Consider the following 18,601-nt stretch of genomic DNA (forward strand, 5'->3'; position numbering starts at 1 on the left):
CATGACCCAGACGGTTTCCCACACGACAGTTCCGGTGATGGCTCCCCCACCAGTGGTAAAGCAATGGACGCGGATGCGCGTCGCCGGCCATATCATCGTGGCTCTCTGGCTTCTTCTCTTCGCCGGACTCGCGATTTATCTCTATAATTCGTGGCGTATCGACCTGTTCGAAACCTATGGCCCACGCTATTGGTCCGGGCTGCTGATAACGCTGAAACTGGTCGCACTATCCATCACCATAGGTGCGCTGCTTTCATTGCCAGTCACGGCTGCACGCATGTCAAACAATCGATGGCTGCGCGGCGTGGCTTTCGGTTACGTCTATTTCTTTCGCGGCACCCCGCTTCTCGCTCAGACGTTCCTTATCTATTATGGCTTCGGCACCTTCCGCCCGTTCCTCGAAAGCATCGGCCTATGGGTATTTTTCCGCGATGCGTGGAATTGTGCCATTCTGGCGTTTTCGCTCAACACGGCGGCTTATCAGGCTGAAATCCTGCGTGGCGCTATCCAGAGCGTGGCACCTGGCCAATGGGAAGGCGCCGCGGCGCTGGGTATTTCCAAACGGGTGACGTTCTGGAAGGTTATTCTTCCGCAGGCGCTCATCGTGGCGTTGCGTCCTTACGGCAATGAAATCATCCTGATGATCAAGGGGTCGGCCATTGTGGCCATCATCACCGTTCTGGATCTCATGGGCGAAACCCGCCGCGCCTATTCACGCACGTTCGATTTCCAGACTTATCTGTGGGCGGCGGTGATTTATCTGCTGATCGTCGAATGTCTGCGACACATCTGGGATTACCTCGAACGGCGACTGACACGTCATCTTGTTCGCTAGAGATCACTAAATAGGCATAAGCCAAAATATCGTCCCCGGAAGTCTTGCGACTTTCGGGGACGATCTGTTTAGAATGCATTTTTCGACAGTAATGCAACAGGCTGAGTCATGCTGAAAATCTGGGGTCGTATCAATTCCACAAATGTGAAGAAGGCGCTCTGGATAGCGCATGAACTTGATCTTGAATATGAGCAGATCAATGTTGGCGGTCCATTCGGCGGGTTGAACGACCCGGCTTATCTGGCCCGCAACCCGAATGGCCTGATCCCCTTGCTGGAGGACGGCGACACTGTGCTTTGGGAATCCAACACCATTACGCGTTATCTCGCAGCCGCTTATGGTAAAGGCACGCTATGGATCGACGAACCGGCCAAGCGTGCCCAGGCCGAAAAATGGATGGATTGGGCGTCCGCGTCCTTCTACACCAATTTCAGCGACGTCATGAAGCACATGATACGGCTGCCGGAAGCGGAACGCGATCCAGCCATTTTGAAACGCGGTCTCGAGGGGCTGGCGCATTCGATGCGGATTGCCGACGAGGGCCTCAAGGAAACGCCCTGGTTCTCGGGCGAGAATTTCGGAATCGGCGATATTCCCATTGGCTGTCATGCCTATGCGTGGTTCGAGTTTTCGATTGAACGCCCCTCTCTTCCCCGCCTCGAAGAGTGGTATGGCCGTCTTAAGCAGCGCCCAGCCTATAAGGCGGCCGTTATGACGCCGCTCACCTGATTTTGGCAGTTATCCAAAGGAAGAAACGAATGACGACAGCGGCTAAAGTCGCCTTTCTAGGCTTAGGCGTTATGGGTTATCCCATGGCAGGGCATCTCAAGAACAAAGGCGGTCACGCCGTCACGGTTTATAACCGCACGACGGCCAAGGCCGAAAAATGGGCCAAGGAGTTCGGTGGAAGCTTTGCCCCCACGCCTGCCGAAGCAGTGCGTGATGCGGACTTTGTTTTCGCCTGTGTTGGCAATGACGACGATCTTCGTTCTGTGACCATTGGGCCGGATGGCGCTTTCTCGGCCATGGGGAAGGATACGATTTTCATCGATAATACCACCGCATCCGCCGAGGTTGCCCGCGAACTGGACGCCGAAGCGCAAAAGCGCGGCTTTCATTTTATCGACGCACCTGTCTCCGGCGGACAGGCTGGCGCCGAAAACGGTGTGCTGACGGTCATGGTCGGCGCATCAGAGGCAGTTTTCGAACGCGCCAAGCCGGTTATCGATGCCTATGCGCGCATGGTCGGCCTCATGGGACCGGTCGGCTCGGGCCAGCTTGCAAAGATGGTCAACCAGATATGCATTGCCGGTCTCGTTCAAGGGCTGGCAGAAGGTATCCATTTCGGCAAGAAGGCCGGTCTCGATATCGAAAAGCTGATCTCGGTGATCTCCAAGGGAGCAGCCGGCTCCTGGCAGATGGAAAACCGCTCCGGCACCATGAACCAGGGCAAATATGATTTCGGCTTTGCCGTCGACTGGATGCGCAAGGACCTTGGCATCTGCCTTGAGGAAGCGGACCGCAACGGCGCGCTTCTGCCGGTTACGGCCCTCGTGGATCAGTTCTACAAGGAAGTGCAGAAGATCGGCGGCGGTCGCTGGGATACGTCTTCACTGCTTGCGCGGCTTGAACAGTAATCAAGACCACACCAAACGAAAAAAAGCCCGGTAATGCCGGGCTTTTTCATGTCTCATGCGTCAAGCCTGGAGCGGCTCCTGTTTTAACGAAACCGTTGGAACCGCTCGCTCGGAAGTGCTCTAGAACTTGACCTTGGCAGTGAGTGACAAACCACCCACAAAGTCATTGCCGAATCTGCCCTTGGAACCCGTAAGGCTCGGTTTGCCACCGACAACGGTATCATCAAGTTCACCGGAGGACAGCCAGCCAGCCGCGCCAGCAAGACGAACCTCGAACTGATCGTTCGGCTTGTAGTTGGTTCCCAGGCCGAACAGCCATACGTCAGTCTGCGATGTCAGGCCTGTGCTGGTACCACGGTCCCAGGTTACAGTACCGGCCAGGGACCATTGTTCGTTAAGCTTGTGGCCAACACCACCGCTCACCGTCCAGCCATCCTGATAATACAGGTTCAAACTGGTGATCGTCGTTCCCTTGCGAGCAATCTTGCTGTCGGATGTGTTGAAATCCACGTGGCTGATGGATGACCAGTCAGTCCACTTGACCGAACCGAAAGCGAGCCAGTCTGGAGCGATGCCGGTCTGGAACTTGAATTCAACCGATTGCGGCGTCGCGACGTCACTTTCAACGTTGATCGGCAGCGCACGCCCACCGACAATCGCCAGATTATCAATCGTTCCTTCAAGATTGTACTTGACCTTGGACTGGTAAACGAGCGTCGCGCGCATCGCATATTCGGGGATTTCGTAGGCCGCACCGAGACGCCAGCCGATGGCTTCATCCTCTACGTCCAGAGACGCTACGCGGAACGGACCAGGGAACGGAAACTTCGTCGGATTATCGCGCGGGTCAATACCCGGGATCATTCGAGTTTGTTCACCCCGAAGCTCCTGATAGCTGACGCCGCCGAGAATGCGGAAATAGCTCTTCTCTCCGGCTGCAAATCGATAGGAGCAATTCACGCCGTAATCGTTCGAGGAAATCTTCTGCTCGATCGCGGTATACATGCGGACCGTGTCGACGCCAACGTCAGTGTGAATACCCCAAGGCTGCCGATACTGGGCAGCACAGGCAAAATCATCGGTCAGGTCGAACTTCGCAGATGCTTTCGGAACCCAATAGCTCTTGGCTTCGTCAACCTCGGTTTCATATGGCCGCTTGGTGATCGGGTTTATACCGCCCGTTTTCGCAGCGATTGGCGAACCTTGGATATTTTTCAGCTTTCGCTGCGGCATGATGTAGGTGCCGGTGGTGTCGACAACGTTCCCTTTTTCGAAAAGGATATCGAAATCCTGCGAGCTACGCTCGAAACCACCTGCATTGGCTGCAACCGCGCTCCCGAGGAGAGCCGCGACCATTCCCGCCATTTTCACGCGCTGTACACTCATAAATGTCCTCCCACACAGCAACGATATTAACGTTGACGAAAACGTAAATCAGGAAGGTTTGAAGCCGCAATATCCATTAAATTGGATTAGCATCATACAATTTTCGCGGCATCTGTCGAAAATGGCCAAAACTTCGATCCTGAGGCCGTTCATTAGCAGTAATCGGTCACGCGAACGTCAAAATATGCGCAAATCGGCCAGTTTTTGACCTCTTTTTCGCCTTGTTGCGAAAGCGCAACATTAGTCAAAAACAATCGAAACGGCGGTTCGATCAATCGTTCCAGCGGTTGAATTGCGCCGAAATCCACCTCCGACACAAAAAACACCCGGCAGCGAAATGCACTGCCGGGTGCTTGATTCGAAAAACGTGGGGTCGTTTTCAGGTCAGATCAAATCAGCTCGCATCACGAATGCGTGACTCCGCGGTCGCCACGCGCTGTGCTGCTTCCTTCAATTCGGCCAACCGCTCACGCTCGGCTTCAACGACCTCTTCGCGCGCATTGGCAACGAACTTCTCATTGGAGAGCTTCTTCTCGATGCGATCCATTTCAGCGGCAATCTTGCCAGCCTCCTTGGCAAGGCGCGCGGATTCGGCCTTGAGGTCGATCAGATTGCCAAGCGGGATGCAGATTGTCGCCTCACCCAGCAACATCTGCGCCGACCCTTTTGGTGCTTGCGCTTCAAACGCAACGCTTTCCACGCGGGCGAGGCGCTTGATGGCCGCATCGTGGCGGGCAAACCGCTCCACGCTTGCCGAATTGGCATCGAGGACAACGACCGGAGCAATCGCGCGAGCAGGCACATTCATCTCGGCACGAACCGAACGAATTCCGGTGACAAGATCAACAAGCCAGTTGATGTCGGCAGCAGCTTCCTCATCCTCGAAGGACAGTTCCGGCCAGGCCGCAAGCGCCAGCACAGTGTCGCGCTTCTGTCCCTCGCCCGCCGTCAGGGTCCACAGCTCTTCCGTCATGAATGGCATGAAAGGATGCAGGAGCTTGTAGATCTCGTCCAGGCAATATGCTGCCGTAGCCTGAGCCTCTGCCTTCGCGGTTTCATCGTCGCCCATGAAGATCGGCTTGAGCAGTTCCAGATACCAGTCACAGAACTGGTTCCAGACAAATCGATAGGCCGCGCCCGCCGCTTCGTTGAAACGATAGGTAGCGATGCCTTCGGTTACCGCGCGGGTCGCCTTGGTCAGTTCGGTCAAAATCCAGCGATTGACTGCAAGCTTGGCATTTTCGGGCTTGAAACCGGCGTCGAGCTTCACGCCGTTCATCTGGGCAAAGCGCGTTGCGTTCCACAGCTTGGTGCCGAAATTGCGATAGCCTGCGATACGTGCCGGATCGAGCTTCACGTCACGGCCCTGAGCGGCCATGATGGCAAGGGTGAACCGAAGCGCGTCGGCACCGTATTCATCCATCAGCTCCAGCGGATCAATGACATTGCCCTTCGACTTCGACATTTTCGCGCCGTTCTTGTCGCGAACCAGAGCATGCAGGTAGACCGTGTGGAACGGGATTTCCTCCATGAAGTGGAGGCCCATCATCATCATGCGGGCAACCCAGAAGAACAGGATGTCAAACCCCGTAACCAGAACACTGGTCGGATAATAGGTGGCAAGTTCCGGCGTTTTGTCCGGCCAGCCGAGCGTCGAGAACGGCCATAGGGCAGACGAGAACCACGTATCGAGAACGTCGGTATCGCGGTCCAGCGCAACGTCTTCGCCGTAGTGCGCGCGTGCGGAGGCCTTGGCTTCCGCTTCGCTCTTTTCGACGAAGCATTTGCCATCGGGACCGTACCAGGCCGGAATCTGGTGCCCCCACCAGAGCTGGCGTGAGACGCACCATGGCTGGATGTTTTCCATCCAGTCGAAATAGGTCTTTTCCCAGTTCTTCGGCACGATCTGCGTGGTGCCGTTGCGAACAGCAGCCATTGCAGGCTTGGCAAGTTCGGCAGCATTCACATACCACTGGTCGGTCAGGTAAGGTTCGATCGGCACGCCGCCCCGATCACCGTGCGGAACGGCGTGCGTGTGGTCCTCGACCTTCTCCAGATAGCCGCGCTCGTCCATCAGTTCGACAATGCGCTTGCGAACCGCAAAACGATCCTGGCCGTCGAGCTCATTGATGAGCGCCTTCAGTTCAGGTGTCAGTTCGAGGCCTTCGAGGAAGTCGTTATTCCCCTTCAGGGTAATGGATGCCTCAGGCGTCAGGATGTTGATGGCGCGCAGGTCATTGCGCTTGCCGACCTCGAAATCGTTGAAATCGTGCGCAGGCGTGATCTTGACCGCGCCAGAACCGGCTTCCGGATCGGCGTAATCGTCCGCAACGATTGGAATATGACGCCCGACGAGCGGCAAAACGACATCGTTGCCGACCAGTGCGTGGTAGCGCCCATCCTTGGGATTAACCGCAACGCCGGTATCACCAAGCATGGTTTCCGGGCGCGTGGTCGCAACGACGATATATGTATGCGGGTTTTCCGGATCGAAAGGAACGTTCTCGAGCGGATAACGGAAATGCCACAGGTGGCCTTTCGTTTCACGCGATTCAACTTCGATATCGGAAATCGCCGTCAGCAGCTTCGGGTCCCAGTTGACCAGACGCTTGTCACGATAAATCAGGCCCTGCTTGTAGAGCGTGACGAAAACTTCCAGAACCGCGCGCGAAAGCCCCTCGTCCATCGTGAAGCGTTCGCGCGACCAGTCGCACGAGGCGCCAAGGCGGCGAAGCTGATTGGAAATCATACCGCCGGATTCGGCCTTCCACTGCCAGACCCGCTCGATGAACTTCTCACGGCCCATGACGTGACGGTTCGGCTCCTGCCGTTCGGCAAGCTGCCGTTCGACAACCATCTGCGTCGCAATGCCGGCGTGATCCATGCCGGGCTGCCACAGCACGTTCTTGCCGCGCATGCGCTCGAAGCGAACCATGATGTCCTGGATCGTGTTGTTGAGGGCGTGGCCCATATGCAGCGATCCCGTGACGTTCGGCGGCGGAATAACCACTGCGAACGGATCGGCTCCCGGCTTCGCGCCTGCACCCGCCTTGAATGCACCCGCTTCTTCCCAGCGTTCAGCAATTTTCGGCTCTATGGCTGCGGCGTCATAGGTCTTCTCAAGCATGGAATTATCCGGTCTTTATGCGCGATGAATGGATTGAGGGCTCAATAGCAACTAACAGCTGACAAATCACTTTAAAAGTGATGATGCCACCATTGGCCGCTTGAAAAGTGAAAACCCGCCTGCTGCACAGACGGGTAACACTTCGATAGATCGCTTTGATACCACTTAGAGCACTTTTCGATCCAATGGATCATATCGGCGCTCTAACTGTTTGTTTTACAGCGCATCTTTTCCGAAAACCGTTTCACAGTTTTCGGGATGCGCTCTAACGTTCGCCGCGCACTACCCGCTCGATTTCTTCCCGAACGAGCCGCTCAACAAGCGTAGGCAGATTGTTGTCGAGCCAGTCTTGCAGCATCGGACGCAACAGTTCCGTAGCGATATCATCGAACGAACGACGCGGCTCAGCGCGAACGGCATGGTTCAAATCCTGAAATGCCGCTGCCACCTGACGTTCGGCGACCTGCGACAATATATGGGCAGCAGGCACTGTCTTTGCAACAGGTTCCGCGACCGGCGTCGCAGCCTCGGGCTGAACCGGAACCTCCTGTCCCGTAACGGTGGGTGCCGGTCCGATTTCTGCAGTGACGTCCGGTTTGAGCATGGCATCAAGTGCCTCGGCTATATCCGTCTCAACCGAAAGATCGATTTCTTCAAGAGATGTGGCAGCCTCGACCGACTGTTCCACGGATGACGTAGCCCCGACATTGGAGTGATCGTCATTCTCGGCATTGAGAACGACATCATCCTCATCGTCGGCCTCGGCTTCAGGTTCGGGAGCGGCTTTCAACGGTTCGGCAATCGGACCGCGCAATGTCGGCTCGTCCTGGAACACGTTGCGCATCATGGCGGGCTTCTCCGGCTGAGTGACCGATTTTTCCTCAGCCGGGCGACGGAATTCCGCGACCTCACCACGAACCGGAGAACCGGCCAATGGCATGGGTTGGCGGGTGACATCGCTGTCTTCGATGATCCTGCGAATGGAAGCGAGTATCTCTTCCATTGACGGTTCCCGTGCTGCGCTGGATGTCTGTGCCATGACTGCTATCCGTTTTCCTGTATTGCGACATTGTCTGCAAAAGACAGAGAATCAATGGATTAAGGGTAGCGGACGATCCTGCGTTTGAGAATCCCCAGCCAAGGCTGGCGGGTTCAAACTCACAGCTTTATGGATTTGTTAATATTTGCGATGCGGAAAACGTCGAATCGGCGGCAAAACAAAAGGCACCCGAAGGTGCCTTTTCAATTGATGGTCCTCTTGGGAAAACCGATCAGCGGCCATCCGGCGTGCGCAGGCCGAACCACTTGTCCTTGACGGCCTTATAATGCTCTTCCGGCTTGTACTCGGCAACCTGCAGGCCCATCTGGCTCGCGGTCATGCGACCCGTTGCATTCAGAAGAGCATAGCTGGCGACGACGACATTGCGCTCAGACTCAACCAGTGCAATCTGGGCGGTGATGAGGTCGTTCTGCGCATTCAAGACGTCAAGCGTGGTGCGCTGTCCGACCTTGCGTTCTTCGATGACACCGTCGAGAGCAAGCTGTGCAGCGGCAATGCCGTCGCGGTTTGCCTTGACCGAGGCGCGGGCTGCTTCGAGCTGCGACCATGCCGAACTGATCGCCTGACGGACCTGATCGCGAACGACATCGACTTCGATACGCGCCTGGCCGAGCTGTTCCTTGGACTGGCGAACCTGCGCCGATGTGCGGCCACCGGTATAGATCGGAATGCTGACGCCGACACCAATCGAGGCCGAATTGCCGTCAGTCTGCGAGCCGCCTTCACCAGAATAGGTATCGAGATGGCTGGCGCTTGCCTTGAGGCCGACAGACGGCAGCAAAGCACCTTCCTTGGCTTTCACATTATATCCGGCGGCATTGACGGCATATTGGGTCGCAAGAATGCCGGGATGCCCGGCGGTCGCAATGGCAAATGCCTGGCTTGGCGAACTTGGCAGGTTTTTGGCCGCCGTAGCGGTTGCAAGCTTGTCCGGCTGAACGCCAACAACCTGCACATAGGTCGCTTCTGCCGACTTGACGTCCGCACGCGCCGAGTTCAGCGCCGCAACCGCAGTCGAACGGCTGGCATCGGCCTGCGCAACGTCGGTGCGCGTACCTTCACCCACGTCGAGACGAGCCCTTGCGGCACGCACCTGCTCGTTCAAGGCCGCCAGGTTGCGCTCACGCAGAACTGCAATCTGGCGTGCTTTATAGACATCCATATAGGCGGTTACCGCCTCATAGAGTCTGTTCTGCTCTTCGTTGCGAAGGTTTTCCCGCTGGGCGAAGACCTGCGTTTCTGCGGCGGCGACATTGTTCTTGGTCTGAAACCCGTCGAACAGCATCTGGTTCAACTCGATGCCGAACGTGCCTGTCGTGCGATATCCCCGGCTTGAAGGCGTCTTGCCACGCCCTACGTCATAGCTTCCGGTGATCTGTGGACGATAGCCGGACTTGGCAATCGCCACACTTTCATCCGTAACACGAACGCCTGCGCGCGAGTAGTTCAGGTTAGCATTGTTCTTGTAGGCCTTTACGAGAGCGCCGGTCAGCGTCTCCGAGAACGCCGCCTGCCCCGTTAAAATGGTGCCAGACAACAATGCTGCGGCCGCTACCAGTCCTTTGCACGTTTTGAACACCGGGTACCTCATTATAAGAACAAACGAATCCAACTATCGAACCGATTGGTTCGGGCAAATCCTAATAACCTCTAAATTCGGTTATTTCCATTGCCCCCGCCAGAGCTTGCACAAACAAATTTCGTAGCGTTGCAGAATTGTACCATCCGCTAAAATTAAAATTCGAACTGCGGAACCCGTTCGAATCCCGGAAGCGGACGCACCGCAGTGTTGAACACACCGCGCCCCGATGCAACACCATTTTCCTTGACATAAATCCGCGCAACTCCGGCATTTCCGCGACCTTCGACGGCAACGAGGCGTCCGCCATCCTTCAACTGGCCGAGCAATGCGTCCGGAACGAAATCGACGGCGCCTTCGATGACGATCACATCGTAAGGGGCTTCCGACGGGTAGCCAGCCTGCAGCTCACCTGAAACGATCACAACATTGTCATAGCCCAATTCAGCCAGACGGGCAGTCGCGGCAGCCGATAACACGGAATCACTTTCCAGACCGATGACCGAGCCTGCCAATCGGGAGAGAATAGCCGCGGAATAGCCGGTGCCGCAGCCGACATCGAGAACCACATCGGTCTTCTTGACGCGTGCAAGCTGCACAAGCTTTGCGAAGGGCGAAGGCTCCATAAGGTAGCGAGGCTGCTTGCCTTCGCTTTCGAGCAGCTGGTCTTCATCGATATAGGCAAGCACCTGGCGGGCGGCGGGAACGAAAGCCTCGCGCGGCACGGCCAGGAAAGCATCGATAACCGCCAGATCGGTTACGTCCGTCGTACGGATCTGATTGTCGACCATCTTTGTGCGAAGATCCTGGAAATCGGCTGCCATAGCCCTAAACCCTTCCTTGTCGCGGAATGCGATGTTTCATGCCATTGGAGCGCCGCGCGTCCTTCGGGACGCACGCGGAACACCATAAACGAGATTTGCCGTTGATGTGGCAAAAATCGCGGGTCCAGTCAATGAAACACAGCATTTGCGGCATTTATGCTCATTGATAACCGTTTGTTGCCAGCATCAGGATATGAAAATGCCGGAAAGCGCCTTGCTTCCCGGCATCATATCGCTGCCTGCAAGCACGCATCCCGAAACCGTTCCACAACTGTCGGGATGCGCTCTAGCTTTTGCGGCGCCCGGATACAAGCGCCCCAGAAATCACATTATTGAGTATTCGATGCAGGATAGCCTGCTGCTGCCAGCGCCGAAAGCACGGCGTCCCGCGAAACCTTGCCGCCGAACTCCACCTCCTTGTTTTCGAGGTCGATTTCGACTGACGCTGCCGGATCAAGTTCACGCAGCGCGACGGTAATGTTATCTGCACAACCGCCGCACTTCATCTTGGGAATGGAAAATTTCATCAACTCGGTCACTCCTTTTTGGGAACTGACCACAAGATGGAGCTTCCCATCGTGGCAAGGTCAAGAGCTATTTTGTGTCGTTTCTTACGGTGCCTCACAGGTCTCCGGCACACTCTTCTCCAGCTCAAGTGGTGATTTGGTGAGCGAACCCGTCATGATCTGCATAGGCTTGAAAGGCGGTTCTTCCTGCATAGCCGGATTTGTGAGATGGATCGTATAGCAGCCCGTAAAGACTTCTTTTTTTCCATCTGTCGTCTCCGCCTCGATAGCCAGAGGCTGGCTCCAATAGATCTGCCCTGCCCCCGGATCAGGATCGGTCTTGCGCAAGGCGACCTTGACGCTTTTCGTGTTTTCATAGCCCTTCACAAAGGTTTTGAAGTCGGGCTCTCGTCCCTCTTCGGAATAATAACCGTAAGCGCGGGCAAATTCCTTGCGATTGACCGCATTGTAGTAGGACTCAATCAGTGCCTGCGGCGTGGAACGATCATCGCGATAGTCCGGGACCGTCACGCCGCCCGCAGCCTCCTGCGTCTGCTCGGAGGGTTTGGTTTCCTCGATCGGCTGGGAAGCCTTGTCATGCTTTTCCTGCACGTTTCTGGGCGTTTCCTCGGGCGCGGCTTTAGGGGGATTTTGCGCCCATGCCCCTCCGGCTGAAAGAAGGCCGATTACAGCAGCCAGCATGAGAGGTTTCATTCGGTCGTCTGACATTCGCTTCTCCTCTTCCTAGCAAACTTTTGTGAAGCGCCTGACACGCTCCCGATTTGGTGTATTGCAGTAAAGATGTTACAACACTAACTATAGTGAAAACGTGGCAATCGCAGAGGAAACTCAGCTTGTTGCGACGAGATTGGACGATTCTCCGTCCATATGCCAGCACCGTACCGGAAGAGAGAATATGGGCCGTTTCGCAGTCATGACGCTAACAGACAAGGCAGCTGATCGCGTTCGCGAGATCATCGCATCGCGGGATGGCGCGCTTGGTATCCGGGTGGGCGTGAAAAAAGGCGGCTGTGCCGGGATGGAATATACCATCGATCTGGTCACCGAAGCCAAGCCGGGCGACGACGTGATCGAGAAGGACGGGGCCAGGGTTTTTATCGCACCTGAAGCGGTCCTTTTCCTGCTTGGCACCCAGATGGATTTCGAAGTGACGACGCTGCGCACGGGTTTTGTCTTCAACAACCCGAACCAGACCTCCGCTTGCGGCTGCGGCGAATCCGTTGAAATCAAAGCCGCCTCCCCTGAAAGCCTCCGCCAGATGCAGGGCGCAGCCTGAACCACGACAAAGGTCCACCAGCCAATGGATGACGAAGCTCTTCGCGATTTGCTGCAGGACTTCGGCCCCATCAGCATCCGCCGCATGTTCGGCGGCAAGGGCATTTATCATCAAGGCGTCATTTTTGCGCTCGTCGTTCGCGACGAGCTTCTCTTCAAGGCCGACAACATCACCATTCCGAAGTTCGTAGAAGCTGGCGCGATCCAGTGGACCTATGAAGGACGCAAAGGCGGCGCCCCAATAGCCATGCCTTACTGGAGCGTGCCGAGTGAAGCTTTCGACGATCCGGAAGTCATGACGCGCTGGGCGCGCCTCGCCTATGACGCCGCCTTGCGTAGCGAGAAAAACAAGCCAAAAAAGAAATCGGCTGCGAAGCGTCAGCTTGCAGCCGATTGAACCATTTTTTGCAATGCTTCTGTCAGATTCCAGTCGGAATCAGCATGAATGCCGGAATGTCGTTGCCAAAGCCAACGGGTGTCGGACCATCATCATCCCGATCACGACGGCGCTTATGCTCGTGCTGCGGCTTGCCGCGGCGCTCATCATTTGAAGCGCGGATCGCATCGCGACGATCACTGGCTTCTATTACCGGCTGCGGCTGTTCGGCAGGATCGAGAACTTCGGCAGGCTTAGTCTTTGCCTTGTCTTTCGGCTTGTCCTTGCCCTTTGCATCCTTGCCCTTGCCGCGCGCATTCTTGCCCTTGCGCTCGTCCGCCTCGTCGGAAGGGGGGAGCGTCGACAGGTCACCGTCAAGCCATTCTATCTTTTCGCCTATCATGTCTTCGATCGCAGCCAGATATTTCGTATCCGAAGGCGTTACGATGGTGAAAGCCTTGCCGGAGCGTCCCGCGCGGCCAGTACGGCCAATGCGGTGGACATAGTCTTCAGAATGAATCGGGATATCAAAATTGAAAACGTGGCTCACATCGGGAATGTCGAGACCGCGAGCAGCTACGTCGGAAGCGACCAGCAGCTGCAACTTGCCGTCCTTGAAGTTCGACAGCATGGTCATGCGGGCGCGCTGGTCCATGTCGCCATGAAGAGCGCCAGCATTGAATTCGTGGCGCGTCAGCGAGCGGAACAGCTCCGACACATCCTTCTTGCGGTTGCAAAAGATGATCGCGTTCTTGAGCGTATCGCCTTCCGCGCGGATAAGGTCACGCAGCACGGCGCGCTTGTCCCAATCCTTCTTGCTGGATTTCACCAGACGCTGGGTCACGGTCTTGGCCGTGGAGGAAGCCTTTGCAACCTCGACGCGCGTGGGGGAATGCAGGAACTGTTCGGTCAGCTTGGTGATTTCCGGCGGCATGGTGGCCGAGAAGAAAAGTGTCTGACGCGTGAACGGGATGAGCTTGCAGATACGCTCGATGTCTGGAATGAAGCCCATGTCCAGCATGCGATCCGCCTCGTCGATGACGAGAATTTCAACGCCGGTCAGGAGCAGCTTGCCGCGCTCGAAATGATCGAGCAGACGACCAGGCGTAGCGATGAGCACATCTGCGCCGCGCTCAAGCTTGCGTTCCTGTTCGTCAAACGAAACGCCGCCAATCAGGAGCGCCACATTCAGCCGATGATTGATACCATATTTGGTGAAATTTTCCTCGACCTGAGCAGCCAGTTCCCGGGTCGGTTCCAGAATGAGCGTGCGCGGCATACGAGCCCGCGCCCTGCCCTTTTCCAGAAGCGTCAGCATTGGCAGCACGAAAGACGCAGTCTTGCCGGTTCCCGTCTGCGCGATACCGAGAACGTCCTTGCGTTCAAGGGCTGGAGGAATGGCTCCCGCCTGAATGGGTGTAGGCGCAGTATATCCCGCCGCGTCTACAGCGGCGATCACTTTCGGGGAAAGACCGAGTTCGGCAAATGTCGTCAATGGAGGCGCAGCTCTCTGGTTTGGAAGTGATTTCCACCCATCCTGTCGTTGCAGCCGCGTCATCGGGCGCAGGAACCAAGGCAGAATAAGGCGTCTGCAACGCAAAATGCGTTTTCTTGCAGCATCGCCTACGTCCACAGCGTGCAAAAGTCAACTAAAATACCATCGAAAGATATTAAATTGCTTCAAACATGCTGTTGCGACCGAAATCAACGTGGAACATGAACAAATTTATTCAAATTATCAAAAGCTAAAAAGCAATCGGCACTGCTTCAAGTCGCACACCCTTTTGCTGAGCCTAATGCCTGAACTGTTCCGTGAGAATGCGTTCATCCCATGAATGGTTTCGATCAAAAAGAATGGCGACCTGGCTGTTCGGCGCTTCCCGCACCGTGACGGAGCGGACCGATTTGACTTCATTGTTGTCGGCGACCGCGTTGACGGGACGCTTTTCGGTTTCCAGCAGATCCATGCGAACAGTCACGTGCTTGGGCAACAGCGCCCCACCCCATCGACGCGGGCGAAACGGGCTGACCGGGGTCAGCGCCAGAAGCGGCGCCTCAAGCGGCAGAATGGGTCCCTGCGCTGAGAGATTGTAAGCGGTGGAACCTGCGGGCGTCGCCACCATAACGCCATCGCAAACAAGTTCATCCAGCCGCACCTTGCCGTCGATTGTTATCCTGACCTTGGCAGCCTGATAGGATTGACGGAACAAGGAAACTTCGTTGATCGCCAGGGCTTCGAACGATTGACCGGATTCCGTTTCCGCGACCATGACAAGCGGGCGAATGGTTTCCATCTGTGCGGCAAGAATGCGTTCGGGAAGATCGTCCACGCTGAATTCATTCATCAGAAAGCCGACCGAACCGCGGTTCATTCCGTAAATCGGCTTTCCACTGTTCATGAAATCGCGAAGCGCCTGCAGCATGGTTCCGTCACCGCCAAGCGCGACGATGATATCAGCATCTTCGGCGGCCACATGACCATAACGGGCTACGAGTTCCTTTTGGGCAACAAGTGATTCTTCGGTTCCTGATGACAGAAAATGAAGCGCGAGCGATTTATCTTCCATAGTAACAGTCCCGAATCCGGCCCACCTTGACAAGGTTGCCACTATTTCCCCAACTCGCTATTGGCTATCACATGAAAAACCCGGTTGCCATGACCTGCTGGCGATGAATTTTCGTTTTACAGTCGCTGCATTTGTGCTAATCGGACGCGAGTGCCCTTATAGCTCAGTTGGTAGAGCACCTGATTTGTAATCAGGGGGTCGGGAGTTCGAGTCTCTCTGGGGGCACCAAAATCATCCAAAAATCAAAGAACTAGCGTAATAACCTGACGCATTGGCCTGGTGTCGTCCGCAACTGATTGACCGGATTTCCAGAAGTTAACAGGGATTCGGGTAAAACATGGATGGCGCATTTAGCGAGAATCAAAAATGCGGCCCGAAGAGCCGCATTTACATGGATTGATCAATACCAGCCGACAGCTACCTGCGCTTCTTCGGACATACGATCCGGCGTCCATGGCGGATCGAACGTCATCGTAACTTCCACCATTGAAACGCCTTCAACCGCACCGACCGCGTTCTCTACCCAGCCCGGCATCTCGCCTGCAACCGGGCAGCCGGGTGCAGTCAATGTCATTTCGATTTTCACAGTGCGATCGTCTTCAATATCGATCTTGTAGACAAGGCCGAGTTCGTAAATATCGGCTGGAATCTCGGGATCATATACCGTCTTCAACGCCGCAATGATGTCATCCGTCATGCGCAGAAGTTCTTCCTGCGGGATGGCAGACGCCGAAAATACCGAACCGGCTGCGGTCTGTTCCGCAACCTCTGTATCGGCTTTGCCCTGAACTTTCTGTTCCATATCGGTCATCCGAAAAACTTCCTTGCCTTTTCCAAGGCTTCCGCCAATGCATCCACTTCAGCGCGGGTATTATACAGGGCGAAGGATGCACGGCATGTAGAGGTGACGCCGAAGCGTTTCAAGAGCGGCTGCGCACAATGCGTTCCAGCACGAACCGCAACCCCGGCCCGGTCGATCACCATCGACACGTCATGGGCATGAATGCCCTCAAGCGCGAAAGAAATGATCGCGCCCTTGCCCGGCGCATTGCCGAAAATGCGCAAGCTGTTGATGCGTCCGAGTTGTTCATGAGCATAATCGCGCAGGTCTTCCTCATGGGCGAGGATCGCGTGACGGCCGATCTTTTCCATATATTCCAGCGCAGCACCCAGCCCAATCGCCTGAACGATTGGCGGCGTACCGGCCTCGAAACGGTGCGGCGGATGATTATAGGTGACGTTTTCTTCCGTCACTTCCTCAATCATTTCACCGCCGCCCTGGAAGGGCCGCATCTTTTCCAGCATTTCCGCGCGACCATAGAGCACGCCGATGCCGGATGGGCCGTAGACCTTGTGGCCGGTAAAAACATACCAATCGCAACCCAGATCCTGCACATCGACAGGCAGGTGCACAGCGCCCTGACTGCCATCGACGAGCACCGGAATACCGCGCGCATGGGCAAGTTCAACGATCTTCTTGATCGGCGTCACCGTTCCAAGCGCATTCGACATATGCGTGATCGCGACAAGCTTGGTCCGCTCCGTCAGGCGCTTCTCAAATTCTTCGATATGGAAGATGCCCTCATCGTCCACCGGCGCGAAGACGAGCTTCGCGCCCTGCCTTTCACGGATGAAATGCCACGGCACGATGTTGGAGTGATGCTCCATGATCGACAGGAGGATTTCATCCCCCTCACCGATATGCGGCATACCATAGCCATAGGCGACAGTGTTGATCGCCTCTGTCGCATTCTTCGTGAAGACGATTTCGTCGACCGAACCGGCGTTCAGGAAGCGGCGCACCGTCTCGCGCGATTTTTCATAAGCGTCCGTTGCCGCATTCGACAGGAAATGCAGGCCGCGATGAACATTGGCATATTCGTTGGAATAAGCGTGAGTAACCGCGTCGATGACGCTCTGTGGCTTCTGTGCCGATGCGCCATTGTCGAGATAGACGAGCGGCTTGCCGTGCACTTCTCGCGAAAGAATCGGAAAGTCCCGGCGGATCGCCTCGACGTCATAAGCCGCAATCAGCGGATTCTTCTGGTCCATGATCGTTCCTCTTGCCGTTCCGGCAGGAAAAGGCGGAGCGCATTCAAACGCTCCGCCTCAATCAATCAGGCATGGCTGGCGAGCCAGTTGGACAGCACTTCTTCCAGTGCCTCAACCAGCGTTTCGTCTTCCAGCTCTTCGATAATCTCGGCGATGAAAGCCTTGATCAGCAGGCCACGAGCCTCGTTTTCCGGAATACCGCGGGCCATCAGATAGAACAGATAGTCCTTCGACAGTTCCGTAACCGTCGCGCCATGGCCGCAGGCCACATCATCCGCGAAGATTTCGAGTTCCGGCTTGGCATCGAATTCGCCATCGTCCGATAGCAGCAACGTGTTGCAGGCCATGCGGGCATCGGTCTTCTGAGCGATCTGCGCAACGCGGATCATGCCCTGAAAGACACCGCGCGCACGGTCCTTGACCACATTGCGGACGATCTCGGTCGAACGGGTGTTCTCCACCAGATGGCCCACCGTCATGGTCACGTCGGTATGGCTGTCGTCAGCCAGCAGATTGAGGCCGCGAAGTTCGAAGTCGGAATCTTCTCCGGCAACGTTGACGTGGACTTCCTGACGCACCAGCTTGCCGCCCGCATTGATGACGTAAAGCGTCAGGCGGGAACCTTTGCCCATCGTCGCATTGAACTGCGAAAGCTGCGTTGCCTGACCGAAATCACGCAGGATAACCCAGAGAATCTCGGCGCCGTCACCAACGGTCACGTGGTTGACAGACGTGGAGAAGGCATCGCCCTCGCCGCCATTCTGGCGTTCCACGATGGTCGCCTTGACATTAGCTCCAATGCGAACCGGGAAACGTGTGTGTCCCTGTCCGGCCTTCTGGATATTCTGGAGCTCCAGCGGAGCCTCCAGTTCGGTGCCATCGGCAATCGAAACCATCCAGCCATCGCTGACATAGGCAGCATTGATCTGGCCGATCGTATCGTCGAAGCCGCGCGACCGAAGCTGGGTGACGAGCGAGCCATCAGCCAGCGCTTCGCGGACTGGCGTCAGCGACACGCCTTCCGGCGCATTCGCACCAAGCGCAACGCCGTTGCTTGCGGCAACGATCGACGACCCTGCGATGAGCGCAGGCAAGGCCTGCGTTCCCGCTGAAGTGTCGAAGGGCGCCACGCCTTTCAGAAGCGTACGGAAATCCGTGTAGTGCCAGCTTTCGACGCGGCGTGACGGAATGCCGTTTTCCTTGAGCGATTCAAGCGCCGCATCACGTGCAACGACAACATCGCCATTGCCCGGCAGGTCGCCCATACGGTCGGCAAAGCTGTCGATCAGCGCGCTTTCAGCCGGCGTTCGCGGCTTGGAAGCTGGGGCGGTCTGGATATTCATGATCCAACCCTCC

The 18,601-nt window shown here is 56.2% G+C and carries 17 protein-coding genes and 1 tRNA gene; 6 read left to right on the forward strand and 12 right to left on the reverse strand.

Annotated features, from left to right (window positions below; genetic code table 11):
• The first annotated feature begins 1 nt into the window (after position 1).
• From AC0TOF_RS05875 to AC0TOF_RS05885, 3 genes are all read left to right on the forward strand, one after another.
• The gene (locus AC0TOF_RS05875; RefSeq protein ID WP_122000258.1) at positions 2 to 835 is read left to right on the forward strand and encodes an ABC transporter permease; all 834 of its coding nucleotides are present in this window, start codon (positions 2 to 4) and stop codon (positions 833 to 835) included.
• A gap of 108 nt (positions 836 to 943) precedes the next feature.
• A complete protein-coding gene (locus AC0TOF_RS05880; protein WP_473767535.1) occupies positions 944 to 1,564 on the forward strand; it encodes a glutathione S-transferase family protein in 621 nt (206 codons plus the stop codon).
• A 29-nt stretch (positions 1,565 to 1,593) separates the two neighbouring features.
• Positions 1,594 to 2,472: an NAD(P)-dependent oxidoreductase gene (locus tag AC0TOF_RS05885; RefSeq protein ID WP_473767536.1), complete on the forward strand. Its 879-nt coding sequence runs from the start codon at positions 1,594 to 1,596 to the stop codon at positions 2,470 to 2,472.
• Between the two features lie 120 nt (positions 2,473 to 2,592).
• Here the strand turns inward: AC0TOF_RS05885 and AC0TOF_RS05890 are convergent, their stop codons facing one another.
• From AC0TOF_RS05890 to AC0TOF_RS05920, 7 genes are all read right to left on the reverse strand, one after another.
• Complete coding sequence (locus AC0TOF_RS05890; protein WP_473767537.1) at positions 2,593 to 3,858, reverse strand: OmpP1/FadL family transporter; 1,266 nt, start codon at positions 3,856 to 3,858, stop codon at positions 2,593 to 2,595.
• A 394-nt stretch (positions 3,859 to 4,252) separates the two neighbouring features.
• Positions 4,253 to 6,985: a valine--tRNA ligase gene (locus AC0TOF_RS05895; RefSeq protein WP_473767538.1), complete on the reverse strand. Its 2,733-nt coding sequence runs from the start codon at positions 6,983 to 6,985 to the stop codon at positions 4,253 to 4,255.
• A 265-nt stretch (positions 6,986 to 7,250) separates the two neighbouring features.
• Complete coding sequence (locus tag AC0TOF_RS05900) at positions 7,251 to 8,024, reverse strand: PopZ family protein (protein WP_473767539.1); 774 nt, start codon at positions 8,022 to 8,024, stop codon at positions 7,251 to 7,253.
• 232 nt (positions 8,025 to 8,256) lie between these two features.
• Positions 8,257 to 9,636 carry a TolC family outer membrane protein gene (locus AC0TOF_RS05905; RefSeq protein ID WP_122000209.1) on the reverse strand — a complete coding sequence of 460 codons (1,380 nt, stop codon included), beginning with the start codon at positions 9,634 to 9,636 and terminating at the stop codon, positions 8,257 to 8,259.
• Between the two features lie 143 nt (positions 9,637 to 9,779).
• On the reverse strand, positions 9,780 to 10,448 hold the full coding sequence (locus tag AC0TOF_RS05910) for a protein-L-isoaspartate O-methyltransferase family protein (RefSeq protein ID WP_122000208.1): 669 nt from the start codon (positions 10,446 to 10,448) through the stop codon (positions 9,780 to 9,782).
• A 329-nt stretch (positions 10,449 to 10,777) separates the two neighbouring features.
• A complete protein-coding gene (locus AC0TOF_RS05915; protein WP_122000207.1) occupies positions 10,778 to 10,978 on the reverse strand; it encodes a heavy-metal-associated domain-containing protein in 201 nt (66 codons plus the stop codon).
• A gap of 81 nt (positions 10,979 to 11,059) precedes the next feature.
• Positions 11,060 to 11,683, reverse strand: a complete 624-nt coding sequence (locus tag AC0TOF_RS05920; protein ID WP_122000206.1) for a hypothetical protein — start codon at positions 11,681 to 11,683, stop codon at positions 11,060 to 11,062.
• Positions 11,684 to 11,870: 187 nt separating this feature from the next.
• On the opposite strand from AC0TOF_RS05920, the gene sufA reads away from it, so the two are divergent.
• Together sufA and AC0TOF_RS05930 are read left to right on the forward strand one after the other, a co-directional pair.
• On the forward strand, positions 11,871 to 12,251 hold the full coding sequence (sufA, locus tag AC0TOF_RS05925) for a Fe-S cluster assembly scaffold SufA (RefSeq protein WP_122000205.1): 381 nt from the start codon (positions 11,871 to 11,873) through the stop codon (positions 12,249 to 12,251).
• A gap of 24 nt (positions 12,252 to 12,275) precedes the next feature.
• Positions 12,276 to 12,647, forward strand: coding sequence for a TfoX/Sxy family protein (locus tag AC0TOF_RS05930; protein ID WP_473767540.1), 372 nt, complete (start codon positions 12,276 to 12,278; stop codon positions 12,645 to 12,647).
• Positions 12,648 to 12,669: 22 nt separating this feature from the next.
• Here AC0TOF_RS05930 and AC0TOF_RS05935 read toward each other — a convergent pair whose 3' ends face one another.
• Both AC0TOF_RS05935 and AC0TOF_RS05940 read right to left on the reverse strand, forming a co-directional pair.
• Positions 12,670 to 14,121 carry a DEAD/DEAH box helicase gene (locus AC0TOF_RS05935; protein ID WP_122000203.1) on the reverse strand — a complete coding sequence of 484 codons (1,452 nt, stop codon included), beginning with the start codon at positions 14,119 to 14,121 and terminating at the stop codon, positions 12,670 to 12,672.
• Between the two features lie 298 nt (positions 14,122 to 14,419).
• On the reverse strand, positions 14,420 to 15,193 hold the full coding sequence (locus AC0TOF_RS05940) for an NAD kinase (protein ID WP_122000202.1): 774 nt from the start codon (positions 15,191 to 15,193) through the stop codon (positions 14,420 to 14,422).
• 152 nt (positions 15,194 to 15,345) lie between these two features.
• On the opposite strand from AC0TOF_RS05940, the gene AC0TOF_RS05945 reads away from it, so the two are divergent.
• Positions 15,346 to 15,421: transfer RNA gene (locus tag AC0TOF_RS05945), tRNA-Thr, on the forward strand.
• Between the two features lie 172 nt (positions 15,422 to 15,593).
• Here AC0TOF_RS05945 and AC0TOF_RS05950 read toward each other — a convergent pair.
• The 3 genes from AC0TOF_RS05950 to sufD all read right to left on the reverse strand — a co-directional run bounded on the left by AC0TOF_RS05950 (position 15,594) and on the right by sufD (position 18,588).
• Positions 15,594 to 16,004, reverse strand: coding sequence for an SUF system Fe-S cluster assembly protein (locus AC0TOF_RS05950; RefSeq protein WP_473767541.1), 411 nt, complete (start codon positions 16,002 to 16,004; stop codon positions 15,594 to 15,596).
• Entirely contained in the window at positions 16,001 to 17,245 is a 1,245-nt protein-coding gene (locus tag AC0TOF_RS05955) for a cysteine desulfurase (protein WP_122000200.1), read from the reverse strand. Before AC0TOF_RS05955 ends, AC0TOF_RS05950 begins: the two co-directional genes overlap by 4 nt.
• A 65-nt stretch (positions 17,246 to 17,310) precedes the next feature.
• The gene (sufD, locus tag AC0TOF_RS05960) at positions 17,311 to 18,588 is read right to left on the reverse strand and encodes a Fe-S cluster assembly protein SufD (RefSeq protein WP_473767542.1); all 1,278 of its coding nucleotides are present in this window, start codon (positions 18,586 to 18,588) and stop codon (positions 17,311 to 17,313) included.
• Positions 18,589 to 18,601: the final 13 nt, after the last annotated feature.

This window comes from Ochrobactrum sp. PL_is501, from assembly GCF_055816895.1.

Excerpts from the sequence above, each read along its gene's own strand:
- AC0TOF_RS05910 (WP_122000208.1), bottom strand. The coding sequence starts at position 10,448 with ATGGCAGCCGATTTCCAGGATCTTCGCACAAAGATGGTCGACAATCAG.
- AC0TOF_RS05930 (WP_473767540.1), top strand. The coding sequence starts at position 12,276 with ATGGATGACGAAGCTCTTCGCGATTTGCTGCAGGACTTCGGCCCCATC.
- AC0TOF_RS05890 (WP_473767537.1), bottom strand. The coding sequence starts at position 3,858 with ATGAGTGTACAGCGCGTGAAAATGGCGGGAATGGTCGCGGCTCTCCTC.
- AC0TOF_RS05940 (WP_122000202.1), bottom strand. The coding sequence starts at position 15,193 with ATGGAAGATAAATCGCTCGCGCTTCATTTTCTGTCATCAGGAACCGAA.
- AC0TOF_RS05885 (WP_473767536.1), top strand. The coding sequence starts at position 1,594 with ATGACGACAGCGGCTAAAGTCGCCTTTCTAGGCTTAGGCGTTATGGGT.
- AC0TOF_RS05880 (WP_473767535.1), top strand. The coding sequence starts at position 944 with ATGCTGAAAATCTGGGGTCGTATCAATTCCACAAATGTGAAGAAGGCG.
- AC0TOF_RS05950 (WP_473767541.1), bottom strand. The coding sequence starts at position 16,004 with ATGACCGATATGGAACAGAAAGTTCAGGGCAAAGCCGATACAGAGGTT.
- AC0TOF_RS05900 (WP_473767539.1), bottom strand. The coding sequence starts at position 8,024 with ATGGCACAGACATCCAGCGCAGCACGGGAACCGTCAATGGAAGAGATA.
- AC0TOF_RS05920 (WP_122000206.1), bottom strand. The coding sequence starts at position 11,683 with ATGTCAGACGACCGAATGAAACCTCTCATGCTGGCTGCTGTAATCGGC.
- AC0TOF_RS05895 (WP_473767538.1), bottom strand. The coding sequence starts at position 6,985 with ATGCTTGAGAAGACCTATGACGCCGCAGCCATAGAGCCGAAAATTGCT.
- sufA (WP_122000205.1), top strand. The coding sequence starts at position 11,871 with ATGGGCCGTTTCGCAGTCATGACGCTAACAGACAAGGCAGCTGATCGC.
- sufD (WP_473767542.1), bottom strand. The coding sequence starts at position 18,588 with ATGAATATCCAGACCGCCCCAGCTTCCAAGCCGCGAACGCCGGCTGAA.
- AC0TOF_RS05905 (WP_122000209.1), bottom strand. The coding sequence starts at position 9,636 with ATGAGGTACCCGGTGTTCAAAACGTGCAAAGGACTGGTAGCGGCCGCA.
- AC0TOF_RS05875 (WP_122000258.1), top strand. The coding sequence starts at position 2 with ATGACCCAGACGGTTTCCCACACGACAGTTCCGGTGATGGCTCCCCCA.
- AC0TOF_RS05955 (WP_122000200.1), bottom strand. The coding sequence starts at position 17,245 with ATGGACCAGAAGAATCCGCTGATTGCGGCTTATGACGTCGAGGCGATC.